Raw genomic sequence first — 23550 nt, 5'->3', positions numbered from 1 at the left:
TTGGATTCGAGTTTGTAGGATCAAAAAAATTGTCTAGCATTCAAGTCAGACAACTTTTTTATTGCAAGTAATAAAGCAGTAACCCCATCTCGCACTGCTTCCGAAGGAACATTGGAAATTTTCACTTGCAAAAAGTGATCTCTGGGGTAAGTTTTCAGGTAGTTTTTAGCATTAGAACCGATAATGATATTGTTTTGTCTCAACGTTTGTTCCAGTTTGGACATGGAAATAGGTCTTTTCAGGACGAGATGCGAATGTGATCCAGTTTGAATAGCTGGAAAGGAAATGTATTCATCCATCTTCATCGATACGATGGTGTCATGAAGCATTTGCATTCGTGCGGTATAGGCTGCTCGTATTTTTTCACGATGATAGTGATACATACCGTTTTTGATATAAATTTCTAACCCTGCCTGAGAAAGCATAGAGCTATCAATATCTTGGAATTTTTTGTACTGCCGAAACAGGGGAACTAATTCAGAGGGAAGGATGGTTACTCCCACTCGCAAACCAGGAAATAAAATCTTAGAAAAACTCTTTAGATAAATGATTCGACCATTTTGAAAGGAATAGATCGGATCTGCTTTGGATTCTACTTCCAAATCTATCAAATAATCATCTTCCACAATATATACATCATATCGGTTGGCTAACTCAGCTAAAGCCTTTTTGTCTTTTTGTGATAATGAGGTGCCTAGAGGATTTTGAAAACGAGGCATCGTATAAAAAAATTTGATCGGTTTTGTACGAAACAGATGTTCAAGCTGTTCTAAATCAAAGCCTTTCTGCGTTCGATGTATGCCAATAACCGGTTTATTTAATAACTCAAGCATTTGGATAAACAGATGATAACTAGGTTGTTCGATCAGTATGGTCTCCTTGGAATTGGGAAAAGGCATCATAGTCAAAATGGATAGTGCTTGTTGTACGCCGGAAGTAATGGCAAATTGTTCGCGATGCGCAAATACCTGATGATCAGCAAGTAATTTTTGCAATACATTTATGAGGGATGGAAGTCCTTGGGGAGTCCCGTATTCAAATAGATCATTTTGATAGCGGTCAATTGCTTGATTCAAACAATGTTGAAAGTCACGATATGGAAACAAGGCTGGATCAGGTGATGCAGAAACAAAATTGATCCATGCATCACTGGATTTGTGTTGCTGGTACTGCTGTTTTACAACATAATAACCACTCTGTGGAATCGCATAAATCAGATGTTGTCGTTCCAATTCAGCATATGCCCGAATAATCGTACTTTTACTGCATTGATAGTAATCGGAGAGCTGGCGAATAGATGGGAGACTTTGTCCCTCCTTCCATGTTCCATTTAATAATTTTGTCTGTAGTTCTTCTATAATTGCTTCATATTTATAGATCATCCTTCATCCTCTCTGTACCGGTACAGTTAAAGTGATTATATATTTTCAGAAGGGTTATATCTAGGTATAGTTACCTTAACTGGCAGACCAGCCAAGAAATATTGTAAATAGGAGGTTCCAAGAGATGAAAGGAACCAAAATGGCGTATCTCGCTGCTATCACATATTCGATTTTTATTGGATTTTCTTTTATGTTCGTTAAATTAGTCGTGAATATTGCTACACCCATGGATTTTCTCGCTACTCGATTTTTTTTAGCATCTGTGATGCTTACAATTCCTGTCGTATTTGGATGGATAAAGTTACAGATAAAATTTAAAGATATTTATAGGCTCATTCCACTTGCCTTACTCTACCCAATCCTTTTTTTCACTTTTCAAACTTTGGGCTTGCTTGGAGCAACTTCTGCCGAAGGCGGTATTATCCAAGCGACAGCTCCTATATTCACTATTATTCTTTCTACTATGTTTTTGAAAGAGAAAACAAATCTTTGGCAGCGATTATTTTTGGTTTTATCTGTATCAGGGGTGATATTTATCTTCCTTATGCAAGGAACTTCTATTTCTTTCGATCATATGGGCAGTATTTTATTTTTACTCGCTTCCACCCTGACATTTGCAGTGTATACCATAATGGTACGCCGTTCTGGTCAAACCTATAAAGCTTATGATCTTAGTTATGTGATTATTATGCTTAGTGCTGTCAGTTTTATAGTTATAAGCATTGTTCAACATGTTGTTAATGGGACGATGTCACAAATGATACAGCCGTTTTATCAGCCAGTTTATTGGTATAGTATTTTCTACTTAGCTGCTTTTAGTAGTGTCTTTGCGATATTACTTTCCAACTATGCTCTATCTAAACTAGAAGCCTATAAAGTAAGTGTATTTAACAATCTGAGCACCTTGGTTTCTATTCTAGCAGGAATGGTATTTCTCGATGAGCAAGTGACTTACTTCCATATAATTGGTGCAGTAATGATTATTGTGGGTGTGATAGGAACAAATCTGGCAGGGCGATGGAGCGGAAAATCCTCCCTACCAATCAAGAGTAAAATGGAATTACACACAAAAAATTAAGAGGATAAAAAAATGAAAACCAATAGGATGCTTTCTTTTTCAAAAGTACTAACAGAGCGTAACTCTATTCGTCAAGTCATATCATACCTCAAGATGAAATAGAAGAAATGATTCAATTAGCTCAAACTGCACCTTCAGCATGGAATTTACAACACTGGCAAGTAATAGTGGTACAAGATCCAGCTCATAAAAAAAACTTATTGCCAATCGTCAATAATCAGCAACAAGTGGAAGATGCTTCTGTTGTTTTTATTATTCTAGGTGATTTAGAAGCTGATAAGAATACTGAGTTTGTTTATCTTCCTTTGGTTCAATCTGGAGATTTGCCAGAGCAAACATATAAACATTTGTTAGATGATATGAAAGAAGAATATGAAAACAGAAAACATAAATCACGTGATAGTGCATTTTTAAATGCTTCGCTATTTGCCATGCAACTGATGTTAGCTGCAAAATCAAAAGGGTATGCTACTGTTCCAATGGGAGGTTTTCAGGCTGAGGAGTTAGTTGCAGAACTTCGTATACCAGAACGGTTCGTTCCGGTGATGATAATCACAGCAGGGATCGCATCTAAGCAAGCACATGCCACTACACGATTGCCGTTGGATCGTATTGTGATTCACGAATCATTCTAGTTAGAATAAGTTAGTTTGGCTGTAAAACTAATAAAAAAATCTCCGAAAAGGAGATTTTTTTATTCTCTATAATTATTGTTGAGAAGAAGAAGAGGTGAAGAAATCACCGATGGTACTAAAGATACTTCCGATAAATTCCAAGATAGTGTCAATGATTCCTTGAGGATCTACACTGAGTACATCGCCAAGGCTACCACGCAACTTAGAAATTTGATCGCTCAATTGGTTGTAATCGATATTCAGCGTAGAGAACGCTTGACCGTATTGAACCAACTGATCAATAGTTGTTTGGTTTAAATTGATATTTAAATCTCCAGCTACATTGATAATAATATCTCTGTATTCTTGTGCGCTTTGAGGATTTTGAGTTGCGATCTCTTGTTTTAAGTTGTTCATAAATTGAGCGGCTTGGTTACCAGCAGTTTGCGAATCACCACCAATATCTTTTGCGATATCTTGGGTTCTGACAATTTCTTGGTTTGCAACTTGTTTTTGGTTTTCACTAATTTGTTTCCCAGTAGCTTTTTCAAATGCTTTGATAATCCCAGTAAGACCAGCAGTACCAGATACACGAATCGGTGCTGTTACATAGATGTCTGCATCTCGAACACCTGCTGTAATGGCAGCATTGGCATACATAGCATCGGTTATGGTTGTAATATTATTAGTTTTCACAGAAATCCCTGAACCAGGAGCAGCGATCGTGATTTTTGCGGAAGATAGTGCACGAGTTCCGATTGTTGCAGCAGACATATATTTTCCTAAGTATTGATGTTCTTCTTGGTTAGTTACAAAGATTTTATTAACATTACTTGGCACTTTCATTTCAGCCAAAATACTATCTTGTTGTTGTATCGTAAGGTCTTTCCCTAACGTAACAACCGTATCTCCTTCAACAGCATCTGCAAATGTTCCTGTAGGAAGGACAACTGTAAATGCAGTGACAAGAGAGAGTGAAGCCAAAGCAAGCTTTGATAAAAGTTTCAAAGTCAAACCTCCTTAATAAGTAAAAACAAGTACAAAGGGGGATCGTGATTTCGTATTCCCTCTCCATTTTACCGTTTTGTGACGCAGATGTGAACTGGAATTTATTTAAATACGGTTTCTTTGTATTGTGCTAATTTTTCTAATGAGGACTTATCTACATCTGCATGCAGACTATTTCCATGAGAATCCATTGTTACAATCGCAGCGAAGTTCTCCACTTTCAGATGCCACATTGCTTCTGGAACACCGAAGTTAAGGAAGTCCACGCCCTCTACTTCTTTAATACATTCCGCATAATATTGAGCTGCTCCACCGATCGCATTCAGATAGACAGCCCCATGTTCCTCAAGCCCTTTTAATGTCTTAGCACCCATACCACCTTTGCCGATTACTACTTTCATTCCAAATTTCTTGATGATATCGGACTGATATGGTTCTTCTCGAATACTAGTTGTAGGACCAGCTGCCTTAACGTGCCATTTTCCTTCATCATCTTTGAGCATTACAGGTCCACAGTGATAAATTACGCTTCCTTCTAGATCCACTGGAGAATCGTTATCCATCAAATATTTGTGTAGAGCATCCCGGCCAGTATGCATTAAACCATTAATCACCACGACATCGCCAACTTTCAGGTCGCGGATTTGTTCTTCGGTGATAGGGGTGGTAAGGACAACTTGTCGATTTGAACTTTTTGCTTCTTCTTGTGATTTTGCTGTTTTTTCTACTTTTGGTCTTTCTTCTTTGTACAACCAGTTTTGGATAGCTCCTGTATCTGGATCGATCGTCACACCTTGACGGCGGAATGCCCAGCAGTTGTAGGCAACAGATACAAAGAAACTGGCAGGAAGACGGTTCATCACACCGATTTTACATCCGAGCAAAGTGGTGTTACCTCCAAAGCCCATCGTTCCAATTCCTAATGTATTTCCTTTTTCTAAGATGTAGTCTTCTAATTTGGCTAAATCTTCAATTGGGTTTACATCATCAACATGGCGGAACAATTGTTGTTTTGCTAGTTCATAACCAGTGGTACGATCTCCACCAATACCAACGCCAATAAAACCAGCGCTGCAACCTTGGCCTTGTGCTTGGTAAATGCTATGTAAAATACATTTGCGAATACCATCGAGATCACGTCCAGCACGACCGAGTCCTTCTAACTCTGTTGGAAGGCTGTATTGGATATTTTTGTTTTCACATCCACCGCCTTTTAAGATGAGGCGAACATCAATGTAATCTTTTTCCCATTGGTGAAAGTGGATGACAGGTGTTCCAGGACCTAAGTTGTCACCTGTATTAGCACCAGTCAAAGAATCAACAGAATTAGAACGTAGTTTTCCTTGTTTGGTAGCTGTTGCAATGGCGTTTTTGATCGCTTTTTCCATTTCCAACTGATTTGCCCCAACAGGTACATGAAGGATAAAAGTTGGCATACCAGTATCTTGGCAGATTGGGGATACTTTTTGTTCTGCCATTTGAATGTTTTCCGTAATTCGGCTAAGTGCAAGTGCTGCTCGTGTTCCACTGTCTTCTTTTGCATTTGCTTTGTCAATTGCTTCCCGCACATCAGGAGATAATTGGGTAGATGTGTCCGTAATCAGGGTGAGCATGGATTGTTCAAATGATTGCATGTTCAAAAACCTCTCTTTTTTTCGCCACAAAGTCAACTTTATTTTAACACAGGTATGCAAGATAGTATGGAAGGAAATAAGACTAGTATGGCATATACCACCTAATGAAAATAATGCTATAATAAAATGCGATATAAACTCAAATTGATTGGAAAGACTATGGCTGTTCCTAACACCGATGAGTGCACCAGGCTTCTGAAGAAGCACCACGTGCTTTATAAGGAGTGGAAGCGGCTTAAGGAAGAATTAGAGACTGCCCAGCGAGCAGTAGTCGAGCATCAGGGTGTCCGAGACAGTCTGGAACTGGACTATTACGATCCAAAGAAGCAGAAGGAACGAGAAACTGCTCAGAGGTAGATGGAGAGCAAGATCCAGAAGCGCAATACACTCCATACTCAGTGTAAACAAGCACATAAGAAGTTTGCTGATTTCCATGATGAGATCACCCGGGATCATGGTGAGGACTTTCTCGATCAACTGGTTCAGAAATATATTGCTGGTAAGATTACTTGGAACTAGCTTCTAACTGTCTTACACAACACGCCGCTACCTTCTAAGGTAGCGGCGTGAGCGCTTTTAAAGTCAAATTTTATATGACCTCATGTGTATATTTTCATTATCATTCCGATAAAAAACTGATATAATAAAATGGTTATTAATCAGATTGATTGGATGGAATCATGGCTGACCCTAACATCAAAGAACGCAACGAAATTCTGCGAATTTATTCGGGTCTAGTTAATAAGCGTAAGCGTCTGGACGGAGATCTCATTGCTGTTTATCGAGAAGTATCCGAACTTCAGAAAGTACGAGATGCTGCAGAACTTGGGGATAACCCGAGCGATCTGAAAAATCTTCAAAATAAGATGAATCAACTGCAAGCCAAAAAGACTTCGGTTCAGAAAGATCTTAGAAAGGCTAATGAAGATCTCGATAAATATAGTAAGGAGATCATCCGTAAGTACGGCATGGATTTCCATGATACGTTGGATAATATGGTTTTTGCCGGTAAGACAACTTGGAACTAGTTTTTAGTTGACTTACCAGCAACACGCCGCTACCTATTGTAGGTAGCGGCGTGAGTCTATTTTAAGGCTTTCGTCAGTTGAGTATGCAGGAGTGAGAAATAAAAGAATGATCTTTAGATGATATATGTTGTAATCATGTAAACATTGATATAATTAGCGTAGTCAGTAGTTACTACCTGAATGAAAGGTTAGCGATATGAAGATGTCCGATTATGAGCGGCTTTTCCCAAATGAGGACATCGAGGAGCTCATCAAGGCACTGGATGATCCTGCTGGGGGTTTCTTCGAGAAGCGAGCCAATTCCCTGACAGGAAAGGCACTTATTCGGTATGTTCAGAAGCTGGAGGAGAGCAAGCCTTCATGGATGACCAATGAGCAGCATGAAAAACTGCCAGTGGTCCTCTCCTATTTGACCCACTATCGCAAGTAAAACTGGCAAAACTGACTTTTAAAAGTCAGGGGAGAACAATTATGTTTTATAAATTGTTCTCCCGCCTACCTATGAGAAAAACCTCCCAAAAGGGAGGTTTCTTAGTATAAAATAAGATTTTATATCCACTCATGTGCCCACTTCTCAATAGAATCCAAAACAGGCTGCAGGGCTTTTCCTTTATCAGTTAGTGTATATTCAATGCGGACAGGTGTCTCGGGATAAACTTGCCGATTGATTAGTCCAGAAGCCTCTAATTCCTTGAGGCGTTCAGCCAACATCCGTTCGCTCATCTGCGGTATTTGCTCCCGTATATCGCGAAAACGGCGTTTTTCCTCCATGAGAACCCGCAAGATAAGACCCGTCCATTTTTTTGCTAATATTTCAATTGCTGCTTCGAATTTAGGACAGATGCAACTTTCCACCGAATTCCCTCCACTTCTTAACCGTTAGTGACTTATTTTTTATTTATTATAGCATAGTATGTTCTTTGCGTGTCTTGAAAACTCTCACGAATTTTTGCGTTCGTATATCCTTTTGATAGAAGATAGCGAAATTGATCAAGTAGAAGTGGAGACCATCTTAAGCCAAGTGCTGTTTGGGTAAAGGAATGCGCTGCTATTTCACGTAATCGTGACAATGGACGTTTTACAAGGAATGGTCCTCTTTTTTTAATAACAACAGATCGGAATTTTAAATCTGTTCTTCCTATAGATGTTTCCTCTAAATGATGAAACCATTCATGATATGCGTGAAGAATGATGAGATCGATGTGAGCAATTTCGCCAATTTCGTTTGAAAGAAAGCGTTGGATTTCCTTTATAGAATTTTTATAGATGACAATCGTTTGTTTTTTTCTATTGTATTGTGCTCGAATATTGGATTGTTGTGGATGCTGTTCTAACAAATGAATACGAATATTTTCTTTTAGTACATGATTAAAGAAGGAAAGATTATCCATTTGGATATAAGATTTAGCTGCTTGAGCACCAATATGCATTGCTTTTTGTAAATACTCTTCCAGTTCATCTGTAGGTAGAAATGTATAATAAGGATCTCGTTCTAATTCTAAATAAGACAGGTAAAGTGGAGACAGGTTCGGCCAATATTTTTCCCAATCAAAGGATTGAATGTTTTTTTTGGTCTGCAAAGTAGACATGAAAAATCCCCGTTTCCTGTTTTTTTACATGTATGAACGGGGATGCTTGGCTCATTCCTCTAATAATCCGAGAAACCATTTTTTTAAATCAATGATTCGTAAATTTTCAGGAGGTTGCTGTATTCCAGTAACAATCATCGGTACTAATGAATCCAAGTGATGTAGAGAACCATGGGATGCACCTTTATGCTTCGGTGAACCTTGGCCGACTAGTTCATAGCCAGGAGATACCGTAACAATGACACTTCGACTTTTTGGATCTAGTGCTCCGGATAATCGAGATAATGCATCTGGATACATTCCATACTGGATTGTTTGCTCATCAAGTGTTAAATCCAATATGGAGATATCTCCTTCTAGCTGCCATTTTTGATCGAACTCATCATGGTACTCTCCATTTGCTCGAAAACTGAGAGCGCCATCGGTTTGTCCACTTACTACATGGATCCAGCCGTCCTCTTCTTGCCAAGCGATAACATCTAATTTTTTTTCTACTTTACACAATCGAACAACGTCTTGATAAGATATTTGTTCATCTAAAATATATATATAACTCATACGCTCATTTACACAAGTGATGAGCTGGTCCTCGGGTTGAGGTGTATCTCTTGAAAGTGGCATGATCGCATATGGATGGAGAATCTTACGTAGATCGATGTATGTATCTGTCTTCACCATATTGGTTTGCCCACTGTCCCCAAGTACGACAAAATTACATTTTTGTATTGCTTCTTCCCATGAGCCAAACGCATCTAAAATGGGACTTAAGACATCATCGGTTTTCTTAATCCCTTTTCCCTCAGAAGTACCTTTTTTGTGTACGATTATGTCATTTCCTGGGAAATAAACAAGAGAAAGGCGAGGTAATTTGTCTTGTTTAATCAAGGAAATAATCTCCATCGATGAAAAATGATCATTTACGCCAAATTGGGTCAGCATATTTTTTGGATGAGATCTTTTATCGATGGTGTGCATAGAGCCGTATGAAAAATATGTTGGCACAGATGCTTCGATCTTTCTGGGTAGTAGTCCTGTTAGCCAAGCAATCCAAGGAGCTCGTAATTTCGTATGATTTTTTCCGCGATAAATCATTGCATTAATAGAAGCAGTAGGCTCATCCGTTTCTTCATGTAACGTTTTTACGTCTTTATGGAGTAGTTTTTGGTTTAATTCCAGCATCCCGGCTCGGAGTACTCGTTTTACACCAAACAAAAAGATTTCTTTGGGACCCGTACCAAAATTGTAAACTCTTTTTTGTTTTTGATGATAATAAGTAAGACCATAGATTCCATGCTGGTTGGGTGGTTTACCTGTGAGCATGCTGGAGTCAATAGAGACAGACATAGTAGGAAAAGGGCTAACGACTCGTGGATAATAGGTACCATTATCTCGAAGAAACTGTAAAGTAGGAGCCCGACCTGCTTGAATTTCTTCTTGTAATGGTGCATCCATCAACGAGTCGATCAACAGGCATATAATCGGTTTATGTATAATAAAACTGACCTCCTTCATCTGTTCACCCATATAATTATCTTTCCACCAAAAAATTCCTTCTATGTAGAGGATGATAACGATGAATTTTCTTACAAAAATTTCTAAAACAGAAATAATGGCTCGTATCGAAACCCTGAAAAATGAGTTGAAAAATCAAGCAATATCAGCAGCATTGATAACTCAAAATGTAGATATTTTTTATTTCACAGGGTCTATGCAAAATGGTCTGCTCTATGTGCCAGTTGCTGGCGATCCTATCTTTTATGTGAAAAAAAGTGTGGTCCGTGCCTCAGAGGAAAGCTCTATTGAAGTAGAACCATTAGGAAGAATGAGAACATTGGGAGATCGAATAAAAGCTCATTTTGGTAAGCCTTCTATATTAGGGTTGGAGCTGGATGTGCTGCCATATCAGCTTGGAGTACGTTATCAACAGATGTTAAATACGGAAATCAAAGATATATCTTCCCTCATTCGTTTACAACGATCTGTGAAATCGGAGTATGAACAAACTCAAATCAGGAAAGCAGCACATCTAGTAGATGAAGTAATCCAGCTTTTACCCTCTTGGATTTCAATAGATATGACAGAAGTGGAACTAGCAGCGAAAATAGAGCAGTATTTACGTGTTCGTGGAAATATAAATCTCAACCGTATGCGTGGATATAACCAAGAACTTGCGCTTGGAATGATTGCATCAGGATCTGCTGCAGCAACACCAACTTACTTTGATGGTCCCGCTGGAGGTTTAGGTTTGACCGTGGCTAGCCCACAAGGTGCAAGTTATAAAAAATTAGCTAAAAATGAGCCGATTCTACTCGATTTTAGTACAGTCGTGGAAGGATATATGGTAGACCAAACGCGAATTGCGGTCATCGGTTCTCTGCAAGATGATCTTTTACAAGCATATGAAGTAAGCCGCAATATTTTGCGTGAAGTTGAGAAACTCGGAAAACCCGGTGTCTCTTGGGAATCTTTGTATCAACATGCACTTCAGATGGTAGAACAAGCAGGCTTACAGGCTCATTTCATGGGCTTTGGAGATGATCAAGCAAAGTTTCTGGGACATGGAGTTGGAATGGAAATCGATGAACTACCTATTTTAGCAAATGGTTTCAAACAATCGTTGCAAGAGAATATGGTAATCGCGATAGAACCTAAGTTTACGTTTCCTGGTAGAGGAGTAGTAGGAATTGAAAATACCTATGTCGTAAAAAGTGATGGATTAGAATCTTTGTCGATTTCGAGTGAGGCAATTATAGTAGTAGAAGGTTAGATTGGTTTAGGTTCACTTGCCTATGATTTAGTAGTATTTTGGAAATACGGATGCTACAATGATAGCAAGAGTTTCCTACGCAAGGTAAGGGGAAAAACAGAGTGATTGTATTTGGAGAGAACTTCGGTGGCAACGCATTCACGCTGATGGGCCTTCCGATTGAAAAGGACTGCTGGTACCAAGTGACGGCAAGCTTCAAGGGCGTCGACCTCAAGGGTACGGCTCACCAGAAGCCGGTAACCGGGAACCAGCCTCCTTCCGTGAAAATCATCGGTTCGCTGGATGTGTCCACTGGCATTCGTCTGTCCGGCACTCTGATCTTCCGCGGGAGCGGTGTGATCTTCGACAGCGTGAAGTCCACCGTCACGATCCCTGACAAGGGTGAGGTGGTCATCAACAAGCGAAGTGGCCGCGTACCGTGGGATGTTCTGCTCGACGAGAATCTGGAGATTCTCTACTCCCGTCTGAGCGATTCCTACGCCAAGTAGGGAACAGGTTAGGGTCAATCCCTGTCCAGCGCCCATATCCAATGGGCGCCCCATTTTTATATAACCGGTAATTGTTTATTATTTCAAGTATATTCAAGATATAAATAACTTGACTTCGTCTCCATAAACTAAGTGATTCGCCTAAATTTCCTTTTTTGCTCTCACCCATAGGTAGATGGTCTCATAAGATAACTTGACTGAATCCCTGACCCTCATATCCAAATGCTCGAGCAAGGAAGGGTGGCATAGAAGTTGCACAATCAGAAGGGAAAAACCCTGCTTACCAATCGGGAGAGGGAAGTATTTGAGTTATTGGTTCAAGATAAGACCACCAAAGATATTGCTGGTCAATTGTTTATCAGTGAGAAAACCGTTCGTAATCATATCAGTAATGTGATGTGTACCTTTTGATAAATAAAATATTCTTTGATGCTTATTCTAGATAAGACAGTGATCCGCTATCAGAATCACTGTCTTTGTCACTTTTTTCGTAGAACTTCTGGTTGCGAAATATCATATTTTTGGGTAGTACGCTTTTCCTTGCCAAAAGCAGTAGAGTTTGTTTTAATAAACACAATTTGCGTTCTGCGATCAGGCTTAACATTCAATTTGACTACTGGTAAAAACAGTTTTATGGATTTCGTATCCATTAATAAACTCTTAAAATTTAACGGTCTTTCCCCAATTTCATATCGGAAAAAAACTGCTATTTAAACATCTCTTTTTTTCATTGTTTAACTATAGAATATCCACCTTGTTGAGGAGATGGACAAAAATAGGGCATTCATACATATTGCATTAGTTTAATTAAAAAATAGGTAATTTATTTACGCTGGTCCACCACAAAAGATTTGACAAAATTATAGTATTCTTATAATATGTTTTATCTTCATAGTACAAAAAGGAGGGATTAGATGGATAGTATTGCCCATATCCGAAAAAAGGATAAACAGGTACAAACTGTAGAACAGCACCTGCTAGAAGCAAAAGAGTTGGCGGAGGAATATGGGGAAAAGTTGGGGATTAGGCATGTTACGGGACTCGCGGGATTGCTTCATGATTTAGGTAAATATACCACCCAGTTTCGTGATTATATATTTAAAGCCGTTCATCATCCAGATTACGCGCCACGTCGAGGGAGTGTTGATCATTCGACAGCTGGAGGCAGGTTATTATACGAATATTTTCATAAACCTGATCAGCCATTTTATATGATGCTTGCAGAAATAGTTGGTAACGCAATTTTCTCGCACCATTCCTATTTAAAAGATTTCATTACACCGGATTTAGAGTCGGATTTTTTGAAGCGCGCAGAAAAACCATTAGATGAGTTTGAACAAACCAAACAGCGATTTTTCGACCAAGTGATGGATGTACAAACTTTCCAAGTCTACGTCGGTCGTGCAGTTGATGAACTTGAAACTTTTTTGAGAAGTAAATCGGTGTTTAGTTTCGAAAAAAAAATGTCGTTTTTAACCAAATTTGTGTTTAGTGCTCTGATCGATGCTGATCGTACCAATACTTGTTTATTTGAAGAGCAACAAACAACTGTACACTTCATCAATTCGCAGTCGTTATGGAGTGTGTATTATGATCGATTGATGCTCGAAATTCAATCTTTTGCAAACGATACGAAGATAAACAAACTCAGAAATTATTTATCAGAACAGTGCGAAGACTTCGCCGCAAAGTCATCGGGGATTTATACGCTATCTATTCCTACTGGTGGTGGCAAAACGTTAACAAGTTTACGCTATGCCCTAAAACATGCAAAACTACACCACAAACAACGTATTCTTTATATCCTTCCCTATACTACAATTATCGAGCAAAATGCAGCAACTGTACGCGATATTTTGCAAGATCCTGCCAATATTTTAGAACATCATTCCAATGTCATTATCGATGAAAAAGATGACGAACAAAAAGATGGTGTTACCGATGCGTTAACACTGTCAAAAGATAACTGGGATTCGCCGATTATTTTTACTACAATTGTTCAATTTCTTAATGTGTTTTATGCTTACGGAACACGTAATATCCGCCGATTGCACCAACTAAGCAATGCGGTGTTGATTTTTGATGAAGTACAAAAAGTTCCTACTCACTGCATTTCTCTATTCAATGAAGCGCTTAATTTTTTAAAAACATATGCACGTGCAAGTATTGTTCTTTGTACAGCAACACAACCTGCACTTGATTTTGTTGAGCAAAAATTAGATATCAATTCAGATGGGGAATTGGTTAAACAATTGCCTGCTATTGTGGAAGCGTTTAAACGAGTAAATATTGTCGATAATGCGACAGAAAAATCGTGGAGCAGCGAACAACTCGCTGACTTTGTTTTTGAACGTATGAAACATGTGGACAGTGTCTTAGTTATTTTAAATACGAAGACAGTAGTGAAACGACTCTATGAACTCCTGAAAGATCAAAGCCTGGATATTCCTATTTTTCATTTGAGTACAGCAATGTGTGCCGCACATCGGAAAGACATTCTGGAACAAATGAGAGATTACTTGGATCAAAAGAAAAAAGTCATTTGCATCAGTTCCCAGTTGGTAGAAGCAGGAGTGGACATTAGCTTTTCTTGTGTCATTCGTTCATTAGCGGGGTTGGATTCGATTGCACAGGCAGCTGGCAGGTGTAATCGGCATGGAGAACGGGTAATTGGTGATGTATATATCATTGATCATGAAGAAGAGAATTTAAATCACAATAGTTTAAAAGAAATTCGCATTGGAAAAGAAGTAGCGAAACGGATTCTTATAGATCGGAAACAAAGGCAGGTAGCGCATGATGATTTGTTATCTCCACGATCGATGAACCGCTATTTTCAGGAGTTCTATGAAGAACTTAAAAATGATCTAAATTACTCTATTGACGTTCAGGGATCAAAAAAAGAGATGACGGAGTTATTGTTTGCTTCGCGTACAACGAGTAGTTATTACAATTCCTATCGGAACGAAAAAAAAGTAGCTTTTCCACTTGTACTTCCCCATAGCTATGGGACGGCGGCGAAGCATTTTCGTGTGATCGATAACCAGACAACTTCGGTGATTGTGCCATATGGAGATGGCAGTGACATCATTGCTGAACTTAGTGGAGGGAGTACGATTGACCGACTTAGTCAGTGGTTGCAGCGAGCCCAGACTTATACAGTTGAGTTATTTGAGTACGAAAAACAGCAATTGATGCAAAACGGAGGGATCATTTCCTACGATGACAAGATTTTTGTGCTCAAAGACGCTGCATATAATAAATCGTACGGTGTAGATGTGCAAAATGACACTGTGTCAGGATCATTATTTGGATGAGTGAGGTGAGAAAGATTGCGTAACAGTGTGGAATTTCAACTTACTGGAAACTATGCTCTATTTACCGATCCACTAATGAAATTAGGTGGGGAAAAATTATCGTACCAAGTTCCAACTTATCAAGCTTTAAAAGGTATTGTAGAAAGTATTTATTGGAAGCCAACTTTACTGATGGTAGTAGATGCGGTACGAGTGATGAATCGCATTCAGATGGAATCCAAAGGAGTGCGACCGCTTGAATATAATGATGGCAAAAATACGCTAGCTAACTATACTTACCTGCGAGATGTTTGTTACCAAGTAAGAGCCCATTTTATTTTTAATCCTCATCGTCCGGATTTAGCTTTTGATCACAACGAACATAAGCATCACAACATATTCAAACGGTCGTTAGCTGTGGGTGGGAGACGAGACATTTTCCTTGGGACACGTGAATGCCAAGGTTATGTGGAACCTTGTGTATTTGGTGAAGGTGAGGGGTTTTATGATGTCGACGATGAAATTCATTTTGGAACAATGGTTCATGGTATCAATTATCCAGATGAGACAGGCCGTGAACAATTAGAAGTTCGTCTTTGGAATCCAGTGATGAAAAACGGTGTTATCGAGTTTATCCGACCTGATCAATGTACAGCAATTCGCTCGATTTCTGATTGGAAAATGAAAAATTTTGATGTATCCAATATACAATCAGCAGATGAATTATGGTCAGAGTTAGGGGGTGAATAAATGAGTTATTTACTACAGCTTTATGAAACATATCAAGCGAATCTTGATCAAGTGGGTAAATTCTTGAAGAGAAATAATGATCAGACATATACACTTTTACCTATTTCCCATACGACACAAACAGCTCATATCGAGGTCTTGATTAGTGAAGATGGGAATTTTCTCACAGCTAACATTCTTGGGAAAAAGGGTGATGTCACAGTTATTCCTTGTACAGAGGATTCCGCGAGCCGATCAGGCTCAAAGATAGCGCCGTACCCTTTGCATGACAAACTTAGTTATGTTGCAGGTGATTTTGCTGATTATGGAGGCAGCAAAGGGGAGAAGCCTTTTGCTCATTACTTAGAACAATTAAAACAGTGGGCTACTTCGATTCATGCTGATGAGAAAGTGAAAAGTATTTATCAGTATGTGCGGAAACGGGCATTGATTGCTGATTTGATCAAAGAAGGTATCCTTCATGTAGATGAGAACAATAAACTGATTGAAAAATGGGATAAAACAAGAGGAGATAAACCGCAAATTTTCCAGACAATCACTGAAAGTATAGATGGTGCTTTTATCCGTTTTCGTGTTTACGCTTCTCAAAAACAAATACCAAAAGTTTGGGAAGATCAGAAGATGTATACATCTTTTATTCGCTTTTATCACAAGCAGCTGCATGGAAATGATTATTGTTATGTCACTGGCGAAATCCGTGCTAGCACATACAGACATGCAAACAAAATCAGACATGCTGGTGACAAAGCGAAGCTCATTTCTTCCAATGATAATAATGGCTTTACTTTTCGAGGGAGATTTGATATTGCCAATCAAGCTGCAAATATTAGCTATGATGTATCACAGAAGGCACATAATGCGTTAAAGTGGCTAATTCAAAAACAAGCGAAAATCATTGATAATCGTGTTTTTCTCGTTTGGGGCAACCGTGTTGAATCTGTTCCTGATCCAATGGCAGACACACTTGCTGCGTTGAATATTGGATTTGAAACACAATCAACGAAACAAACCTATACTTTTGAACACTACGCTAAACAGGTAGCCAATGCAATTGAAGGGCGAAAAAATGATTTATCAGCTGATCCCAATGTCAATATCATTGTACTTGATTCGGCAACACCTGGTAGATTAGCTGTTCTCTACTATCGTCAGTTACGAAGTGACGACTACTTAGAACAATTGAAGAATTGGCACACTACATGTGTTTGGTTACATCCATTTCAAGGAAGAACTTACTTGGGTGCTCCATCTACACAAAATATTGCCCTAGCCGCCTATGGACCACAGGTAAATGAAAAAGTAGTAAAGGGATTGATGGAACGTTTTCTACCATGCATTATTGATGGACGAGCGATTCCAAATGATATCATCCGCAATGTTTTCCATCGTGCTTCTAATCCTGTGGCTTTTAAAGAAGAAGGCGAGTGGGAAAAGGCATTGAGTGTAGCCTGTGCACTAATTCATAAACAACAAGGAGGAGTTGGAGTGGAATTAGATCTGACAAATGAAGATCGTAGTTATTTATTTGGGCGGTTGCTTGCGGTTGCTGACGTTTTAGAGCGAAGGGCAATGGATAAGACGGAAAAACGCGCAACGAATGCGATTCGTTATATGAATGCTTTTCATCGACATCCAGAGCGTACTTGGGGAATGATCCAAGCTGCACTGCAACCATATCAAGTGAAATTAGGAGCAAGAGCTGCAGATTTGAACAAATTGATTGATCAGATTGGTGCAAAAATAAAGGTGGAAGATTTTAATAACAAATCGTTGTCCGGGAAATATTTACATGGTCTTTACAGTCAGCGGTATGCATTGTATCAAAAAGAGTTTGGGAAAAAGGAGATAAGTAATGATGAGTCTTGATCATAAAATTGATTTCGCGGTTGTGTTAACGGTGCATAAAGCTAATCCTAATGGTGATCCATTGAATGGTAACCGTCCTCGTCAAGACTATGACGGTCATGGTGAGATATCTGATGTTGCGATAAAACGGAAAATCCGTAATAGATTACTTGATATGGGTGAAATGGTGTTTGTTCAATCTAATGACAAACAAATAGATGGATACAGTAGTTTGAAAGCACGGGCGGAAGCTCATCCAGAATTAGAGAAATTGCTACAGGAAAAACAGGATGTGAGTGACCTGTTTGCAAGTATTGCTTGTCAAGAATGGATCGATGTAAGAAGTTTTGGGCAGGTATTCTCTTTTAAGGGTAAGGCGAAAGGAAAAGGAGTATCAGTTGGAGTGAGAGGACCGGTTTCTATTCATACAGCAACCAGTATAGATCCGATTGATATTTCCAGTATGCAAATCACCAAAAGTGTAAATAGTGAGACAAGCGATATAAAAGGATCCGACACGATGGGAATGAAACATCGGGTAGACTTTGGCGTTTACGTCTTTTATGGCAGTATCAACACACAATTGGCAGAAAAAACGCAATTTAGTAACGAAGATGCTGAAAAGATCAAAGAGACGCTGCGCACGTTATTTGTGAATGATGTTTCCTCAGCTAGGCCAGAAGGTAGCATGGAAGTGTACAAGGTGTATTGGTGGGAGCATAGTTCAAAACTAGGCCAATATTCCTCAGCGAAAGTGCATCGTGCGTTGAAAATAAAAAGTAAAACAGATGAACCAAATACGATTGACGACTATGCGATTGAGCTTGATGACAGTGACATTCCAGGGTTAAAGGTTAAAATCATCGATGGGGTATAGTGAGGAAGATGAGTATCTGTGGTTGTCTGGTATTCAACATTTCCAGTTTTGCCAACGCCAATGGGCGTTGATTTATCTCGAGGATCAATGGGCAGAAAATGATAGAACCATCGAGGGGCAGTATCTACATCGCAATGCGGATCAACCGTTGATCAGGGAAAAACGAGGAAATAAGTTGATTGTAAGAGGGATGCGGATTCGATCGCATGAGCTCAAGTTTACGGGAATTTGTGACGTAGTAGAGTTTGTGCGCGATGACAACGGAGTAAAGTTAAGTGGTGAGGAAGGAACCTACATCGCTTATCCCGTTGAATACAAACGTGGCAAACCCAAGAAAGAAGATGAAGATATTTTACAATTAGCAGCTCAGGCCATTTGTTTGGAGGAAATGCTGCTTTGTGAAGTTCCGATTGCTTATCTATTTTATGATTCGATCAAGCGACGAGTAGAGATTCCATTAACTGACACAATAAAGAACAAAGTAAGAGCTATAGCACAGCGCATGCATCAGTACTATCAACGCAAACATACGCCAAAAGTGAAGACAGGTTCTTTTTGCAAAAAATGTTCCCTTCAACACGTTTGTTTACCTGAATTGTTACGCAAACAGTCAGTCAAAAGTTATATTGAAGGGAAGATTGCTGAGTGAGAAAACTGCTCAATACTTTGTTCGTTATTGAACCGGATGCGTATTTATCTCTACAAGGGGATAACATCATCGTAGAACGAGAGAAGGAGAAAAAACGTTTTCCAGCACATAATTTGGAATCTATTGTCACTTTTGGATATACAGGAGCAAGTCCAGCGTTAATGGGTTACTGTGCAGATAGAGATATTTCGCTAGTATTTCTCAAGCGAAATGGACGATTTCAGGCGCGAGTGATTGGTAAGAGCAAAGGAAATGTATTACTGCGAAAAAAGCAGTATTTGCTCTCAGAAGATGAAACACAGTCGACCACTATCGCACGAAATTTTATTACTGGGAAGATTCATAACCATAAGTGGATATTGGAGAGAATGACACGGGACTATGAACAACGTATCGATGTTGTTCAGTTTAAAGAAATATCCCGGCATTTATCAACGATACTATCAGAAGTACGTAACTGTACCGATTTGGAACAATTGCGTGGTTGGGAAGGACAAGCTGCTGCTAGTTATAACAAAGTGTTTGATCAAATGATTTTACAGCAAAAAGAAGACTTCTACTTCCATGCTCGTTCACGCAGACCTGCTACAGATAAGGTGAATGCGATGTTATCGTTCGCTTACACACTTCTTGCAGGAAACACTGCTGCTGCGCTAGAAACGGTAGGATTGGATGCTTATGTCGGTTTTTTGCACCGTGATCGGCCAGGCAGGGTGTCGTTAGCTCTTGATCTAATGGAAGAGCTACGAGGAGTCTATGTAGATCGTTTTGTGTTATCACTTATTAATAAGAAAAAGATGCAAAAAAGAGATTTTATTGAGCAAGAAAATGGTTCGGTGATCATGACGGATGAAGCCAGAAAAAAATTTTTGTCTGCTTGGCATGAAAAACAACAGGAGAAACTTACTCACCCTTATTTGGTAGAAAAAATATCTTGGGGATTGGTTCCGTTTGTGCAAGCCTTATTATTGGCTCGATTTTTGCGTGGGGATTTAGACGAATATCCACCATTGCTATGGAAGTAGGGATTTTTGATGTTAGTCTTGGTCACTTATGATGTGAGTACAACTACAGCAGAAGGAAAGAAACGCTTGAGAAAAGTAGCGCAACTCTGTCAAAATTATGGACAACGGGTGCAAAACTCTGTTTTTGAGTGTATCATGAATACCACACAATTCACTGCTCTCAAAATAGCACTTACAAATGTGATTAATGTCGAGGAAGATAGCCTAAGATTTTACCGTATTAGTGGTTCTAATTATAAAAATAAGGTAGAGCACTTGGGAGCAAAAGCCTCGATTGATCTCGAGGGCCCATTGCTCTTTTAGTGCGAACCTCTAGCGCACATGAATTTCCTAGGACATTCGCACCATATTTTGACGTCTATATGTTCCCTTTTTATATCGGTTACTTTTAATTTAAAATGGAAAAATCGTTATAGAATATGGAAAGTATGTGGGATTGGTTCTTTTTGTATTAAAATCGCTGTCGCACCCTATATGGGTGCGTGGATTGAAATGGTTCTGCTGGGATCGTCCATAAATCCGTATTCCGTCGCACCCTATATGGGTGCGTGGATTGAAATATTTTGTTTGCTGCACAATTATCTTTGCTTCGATGTCGCACCCTATATGGGTGCGTGGATTGAAATATTATTTTGATGTTACTTCTCACGATTACGCTTTGTCGCACCCTATATGGGTGCGTGGATTGAAATTGTCAAGCCGCTGGATGCATCGGTAATCAAAAAGTCGCACCCTATATGGGTGCGTGGATTGAAATCAAAGTTAATAACAATGGTTCCCAGAAAGCCCATGTCGCACCCTATATGGGTGCGTGGATTGAAATACTGGATGGCATATTGTCCAGGAGGTAGCGGCGCAGTCGCACCCTATATGGGTGCGTGGATTGAAATATCCGTTTATCACTAATGCCTTTTTCCTTACAGAGTCGCACCCTATATGGGTGCGTGGATTGAAATCACCAAAGAACCAGAGTCCTTTGTGGTCACCATAGTCGCACCCTATATGGGTGCGTGGATTGAAATTTTTCATCGCGTATTCTTCTCACAGTATCAGCAGGTCGCACCCTATATGGGTGCGTGGATTGAAATAATACTTCTTTGTCTGTTGTGCGTTGTGCTTCATAGTCGCACCCTATATGGGTGCGTGGATTGAAATAAGTATGTGATGGATGTTGTGGAATGAAGGTATTGTCGCACCCTATATGGGTGCGTGGATTGAAATAACAAAGCAACCCCCTCACATGGGAGATTATCCACGCGTCGCACCCTATATGGGTGCGTGGATTGAAATTTTGGCGGTACGATGCCAGCTACACCGCCGTGGTCGCACCCTATATGGGTGCGTGGATTGAAATTTGTTTTGGTGGCTCTGTTGGCTTCTGTGGCTTTGGTCGCACCCTATATGGGTGCGTGGATTGAAATTTTCTTAACATCCATTAAAGATGCTAGTAATTCGGGTCGCACCCTATATGGGTGCGTGGATTGAAATAATTTCGCCCGTTTCCTTGAAATCTGCCATTGTCGGTCGCACCCTATATGGGTGCGTGGATTGAAATCTCTGTTTATAGAGATTGGTTACTTTGCATCGCTGTCGCACCCTATATGGGTGCGTGGATTGAAATACTGGACGGCTTGCAATCACGTCGTAAGGCTGGAAGTCGCACCCTATATGGGTGCGTGGATTGAAATTTTCTGTGTAGGTTCTAAACCTGCTGCGACTTCTTGTCGCACCCTATATGGGTGCGTGGATTGAAATTTTATAATAAAACACCCTAGATATATCTCTTTCGTCGCACCCTATATGGGTGCGTGGATTGAAATACGTTCGATACGACAAGAAGCAGATGTCAAAGATGTCGCACCCTATATGGGTGCGTGGATTGAAATAATCCAAGCTCGCAGGAATACAAATCCACATAGCGTCGCACCCTATATGGGTGCGTGGATTGAAATAAATCACTATAGACAAAGATGGTGAGGTTATAACTCCAACCGTAGGAACACCGGGTCGCACCCTATATGGGTGCGTGGATTGAAATTCATCTGGATTCTTTTTGTTTAAGCGCTTTATCGGTCGCACCCTATATGGGTGCGTGGATTGAAATTTGCTATTAGTGAATTTCTTTCTAAGGATAGCCGTCGCACCCTATAGCGTGGATTGAAATAAAAAATGTCAGCAAGTGCTAAAAATGATTCCTGACGCACCTACATGCCGGGTTGAGATGGAACTCGGAGAAAGTTCAGAAATTGCTGACCATGCATCTGCTGCTGTGAAAAACTCTGAATCCTAAAGCTATGGGGAATTGCAGAGTACCGGTTCTAACAGTGGGAAGGGATGGTCCCAGCAGTAACTACTACCGGTCGCTCGACAACGAGCTGCTCGTGCGTTCAGCACCGAATTTAAAATTTTCGAAATGACTAATACAGATTGGAATTTTAGCTCTTCAAGTGAATAAAGTTGCAAACCACATCTTACCAGAAGATTCGGGTTTTTGGTTTATTCCAACTACTTATGCAACAGGCACAGGTTAGATATCAAAGAATTTTTTTCAATGTCTATTTTAGGGTGTTGCACTTATAAGAGACAGAAGTATTCTTTGTGATCAGTCCCAAATAGAGAACGCGCTATATGAACCATTATTAGTTAATTGAACATAAATTTCGGCTTTGTTATTATCCCCATCTACCCAAGGTTGAATATAATGTGAAAGACATTGTTGTGGTTCCAGATACTTATTGGTGGCTATTACATCATCTGCATTATCAGGATCATATTCCTTGATAGTGATAAGTCTGCCACTACCTCCTGAGGTTAATTCATTGCATATTCTTACATATCCTGAAGCGTGTGCATTATTTACACCAGTAATCCAAGCATTAAGAGTGGAATTCCAATGTGTAGATTCCCAAGTCAGTCGCTGCCATCCTGCCGAATCTGCAAATGCGGATGAAACTGGTAACAATAGTGTGAAAATGGAAATAAGAATTGGTAATACAGTCTTTTTTAAACTCATTTTGTCTACCTCCCAGTTGTTTGAAGTGTATTCGTTTACAAAAATAAAAAAGTATAATAGAAACCATATTGATGAAAGGCATATCCCTCTTGAAACTAATTGTAAATCAAATAAAATAAAAAGCAATTACAAAATCAATCAAATTATAGCATAATTTATTAAATTAGAAGAAAAAATTGTTAAATGTTATCATTCTACTGTCTTAGAGACATTGAAAAAAAAGAGTAAATAGCAGTGGGCAAGAAAATCAAGAAGACGCGAAAACACACACATCAAGCGAATTTTGCTCTTCGTCCCAATTGATTAAAATTAGAACCACCGAGAACATTTAGATACTAAAAAGCCGTAACCTACGTCAGGTTACGGCTTTTCCTCGTCTTGTTAAGATGAAAGTGCTAGAAAGAGATTAGAATGTTTGTTGTTTATTCCAAACTATTTATCTAACAGGATCAGATAAGATCACCAAAGGATTTTTCCAATGTCTATTTTAGGGGATGCACTTCATAA

The 23550-nt window shown here is 39.4% G+C and carries 22 protein-coding genes, 1 pseudogene and 1 CRISPR repeat array; of the genes and pseudogenes, 16 read left to right on the top strand and 7 right to left on the bottom strand.

Annotated features, from left to right (window positions below):
- Positions 1-20: 20 nt before the first annotated feature.
- Positions 21-1379, bottom strand: coding sequence for an aminotransferase class I/II-fold pyridoxal phosphate-dependent enzyme (locus tag GSM42_RS14030; protein WP_160802208.1), 1359 nt, complete (start codon positions 1377-1379; stop codon positions 21-23).
- Positions 1380-1506: 127 nt separating this feature from the next.
- On the opposite strand from GSM42_RS14030, the gene GSM42_RS14025 reads away from it, so the two are divergent.
- Together GSM42_RS14025 and GSM42_RS14020 are read left to right on the top strand one after the other, a co-directional pair.
- A complete protein-coding gene (locus GSM42_RS14025; protein WP_160802159.1) occupies positions 1507-2460 on the top strand; it encodes a DMT family transporter in 954 nt (317 codons plus the stop codon).
- A gap of 77 nt (positions 2461-2537) precedes the next feature.
- Positions 2538-3095: pseudogene (locus GSM42_RS14020) on the top strand (nitroreductase family protein); the annotation flags it as partial.
- Between the two features lie 72 nt (positions 3096-3167).
- On the opposite strand, the gene GSM42_RS14015 reads toward GSM42_RS14020, so the two are convergent.
- The gene (locus GSM42_RS14015) at positions 3168-4082 is read right to left on the bottom strand and encodes a DUF1002 domain-containing protein (RefSeq protein ID WP_160802157.1); all 915 of its coding nucleotides are present in this window, start codon (positions 4080-4082) and stop codon (positions 3168-3170) included.
- A gap of 101 nt (positions 4083-4183) precedes the next feature.
- Positions 4184-5716 (bottom strand): fumarate hydratase, encoded by a 1533-nt coding sequence (locus GSM42_RS14010; RefSeq protein ID WP_160802156.1) that lies wholly within the window; start codon positions 5714-5716, stop codon positions 4184-4186.
- Between the two features lie 210 nt (positions 5717-5926).
- Here GSM42_RS14010 and GSM42_RS14005 point away from each other — a divergent pair, with 210 nt between their 5' ends.
- From GSM42_RS14005 to GSM42_RS13990, 4 genes are all read left to right on the top strand, one after another.
- Complete coding sequence (locus GSM42_RS14005) at positions 5927-6073, top strand: hypothetical protein (protein WP_160802155.1); 147 nt, start codon at positions 5927-5929, stop codon at positions 6071-6073.
- The gene (locus GSM42_RS14000; RefSeq protein ID WP_160802154.1) at positions 6074-6235 is read left to right on the top strand and encodes a hypothetical protein; all 162 of its coding nucleotides are present in this window, start codon (positions 6074-6076) and stop codon (positions 6233-6235) included. It begins immediately after the preceding gene.
- Positions 6236-6396: 161 nt separating this feature from the next.
- Positions 6397-6744 (top strand): hypothetical protein, encoded by a 348-nt coding sequence (locus tag GSM42_RS13995; RefSeq protein WP_160802153.1) that lies wholly within the window; start codon positions 6397-6399, stop codon positions 6742-6744.
- 196 nt (positions 6745-6940) lie between these two features.
- Complete coding sequence (locus GSM42_RS13990; RefSeq protein WP_160802152.1) at positions 6941-7174, top strand: hypothetical protein; 234 nt, start codon at positions 6941-6943, stop codon at positions 7172-7174.
- A 119-nt stretch (positions 7175-7293) separates the two neighbouring features.
- Here the strand turns inward: GSM42_RS13990 and GSM42_RS13985 are convergent, their stop codons facing one another.
- The 3 genes from GSM42_RS13985 to GSM42_RS13975 are packed head-to-tail and all read right to left on the bottom strand — an operon-like array spanning position 7294 to position 9845.
- Complete coding sequence (locus tag GSM42_RS13985; protein ID WP_160802151.1) at positions 7294-7599, bottom strand: winged helix-turn-helix transcriptional regulator; 306 nt, start codon at positions 7597-7599, stop codon at positions 7294-7296.
- 32 nt (positions 7600-7631) lie between these two features.
- Positions 7632-8333, bottom strand: a complete 702-nt coding sequence (locus GSM42_RS13980; protein ID WP_160802150.1) for a hypothetical protein — start codon at positions 8331-8333, stop codon at positions 7632-7634.
- A 51-nt stretch (positions 8334-8384) separates the two neighbouring features.
- On the bottom strand, positions 8385-9845 hold the full coding sequence (locus GSM42_RS13975; protein WP_160802149.1) for an alkaline phosphatase family protein: 1461 nt from the start codon (positions 9843-9845) through the stop codon (positions 8385-8387).
- Positions 9846-9906: 61 nt separating this feature from the next.
- On the opposite strand from GSM42_RS13975, the gene GSM42_RS13970 reads away from it, so the two are divergent.
- The 10 genes from GSM42_RS13970 to cas2 all read left to right on the top strand — a co-directional run bounded on the left by GSM42_RS13970 (position 9907) and on the right by cas2 (position 20333).
- Positions 9907-11100 (top strand): M24 family metallopeptidase, encoded by a 1194-nt coding sequence (locus GSM42_RS13970; RefSeq protein WP_202404930.1) that lies wholly within the window; start codon positions 9907-9909, stop codon positions 11098-11100.
- Between the two features lie 101 nt (positions 11101-11201).
- Positions 11202-11588 (top strand): hypothetical protein, encoded by a 387-nt coding sequence (locus tag GSM42_RS13965; protein ID WP_160802148.1) that lies wholly within the window; start codon positions 11202-11204, stop codon positions 11586-11588.
- A 252-nt stretch (positions 11589-11840) separates the two neighbouring features.
- Positions 11841-11999, top strand: coding sequence for a helix-turn-helix domain-containing protein (locus tag GSM42_RS13960; protein ID WP_160802147.1), 159 nt, complete (start codon positions 11841-11843; stop codon positions 11997-11999).
- 503 nt (positions 12000-12502) lie between these two features.
- Positions 12503-14905, top strand: coding sequence for a CRISPR-associated helicase Cas3' (gene cas3, locus GSM42_RS13955; protein WP_160802146.1), 2403 nt, complete (start codon positions 12503-12505; stop codon positions 14903-14905).
- 15 nt (positions 14906-14920) lie between these two features.
- The gene (cas5c, locus tag GSM42_RS13950; protein ID WP_160802145.1) at positions 14921-15634 is read left to right on the top strand and encodes a type I-C CRISPR-associated protein Cas5c; all 714 of its coding nucleotides are present in this window, start codon (positions 14921-14923) and stop codon (positions 15632-15634) included.
- On the top strand, positions 15635-17500 hold the full coding sequence (gene cas8c / locus GSM42_RS13945) for a type I-C CRISPR-associated protein Cas8c/Csd1 (RefSeq protein WP_160802144.1): 1866 nt from the start codon (positions 15635-15637) through the stop codon (positions 17498-17500).
- The gene (gene cas7c, locus GSM42_RS13940; RefSeq protein WP_160802143.1) at positions 17487-18356 is read left to right on the top strand and encodes a type I-C CRISPR-associated protein Cas7/Csd2; all 870 of its coding nucleotides are present in this window, start codon (positions 17487-17489) and stop codon (positions 18354-18356) included. Before cas8c ends, cas7c begins: the two co-directional genes overlap by 14 nt.
- Positions 18346-19005, top strand: coding sequence for a CRISPR-associated protein Cas4 (gene cas4 / locus GSM42_RS13935; RefSeq protein ID WP_160802142.1), 660 nt, complete (start codon positions 18346-18348; stop codon positions 19003-19005). The genes cas7c and cas4 overlap by 11 nt, the downstream gene beginning before the upstream one ends.
- A complete protein-coding gene (cas1c, locus tag GSM42_RS13930) occupies positions 19002-20030 on the top strand; it encodes a type I-C CRISPR-associated endonuclease Cas1c (protein ID WP_160802141.1) in 1029 nt (342 codons plus the stop codon). Before cas4 ends, cas1c begins: the two co-directional genes overlap by 4 nt.
- A gap of 9 nt (positions 20031-20039) precedes the next feature.
- Entirely contained in the window at positions 20040-20333 is a 294-nt protein-coding gene (gene cas2 / locus GSM42_RS13925) for a CRISPR-associated endonuclease Cas2 (protein ID WP_160802140.1), read from the top strand.
- A gap of 159 nt (positions 20334-20492) precedes the next feature.
- Positions 20493-22134: direct repeats of the CRISPR family, unit length 32 nt; unit sequence GTCGCACCCTATATGGGTGCGTGGATTGAAAT.
- Between the two features lie 498 nt (positions 22135-22632).
- Here cas2 and GSM42_RS13920 read toward each other — a convergent pair.
- The gene (locus tag GSM42_RS13920) at positions 22633-23043 is read right to left on the bottom strand and encodes a hypothetical protein (protein ID WP_160802139.1); all 411 of its coding nucleotides are present in this window, start codon (positions 23041-23043) and stop codon (positions 22633-22635) included.
- Between the last annotated feature and the right edge of the window lie 507 nt (positions 23044-23550).

It is taken from the genome of Shimazuella alba, from assembly GCF_009831235.1.
In the GTDB taxonomy this organism is placed as follows: Bacteria; Bacillota; Bacilli; order Thermoactinomycetales; family Thermoactinomycetaceae; genus Shimazuella; species Shimazuella alba.
Note: the sequence above shows the minus strand (reverse complement) of the source record. Positions and strands in the feature narration are given on the sequence as shown.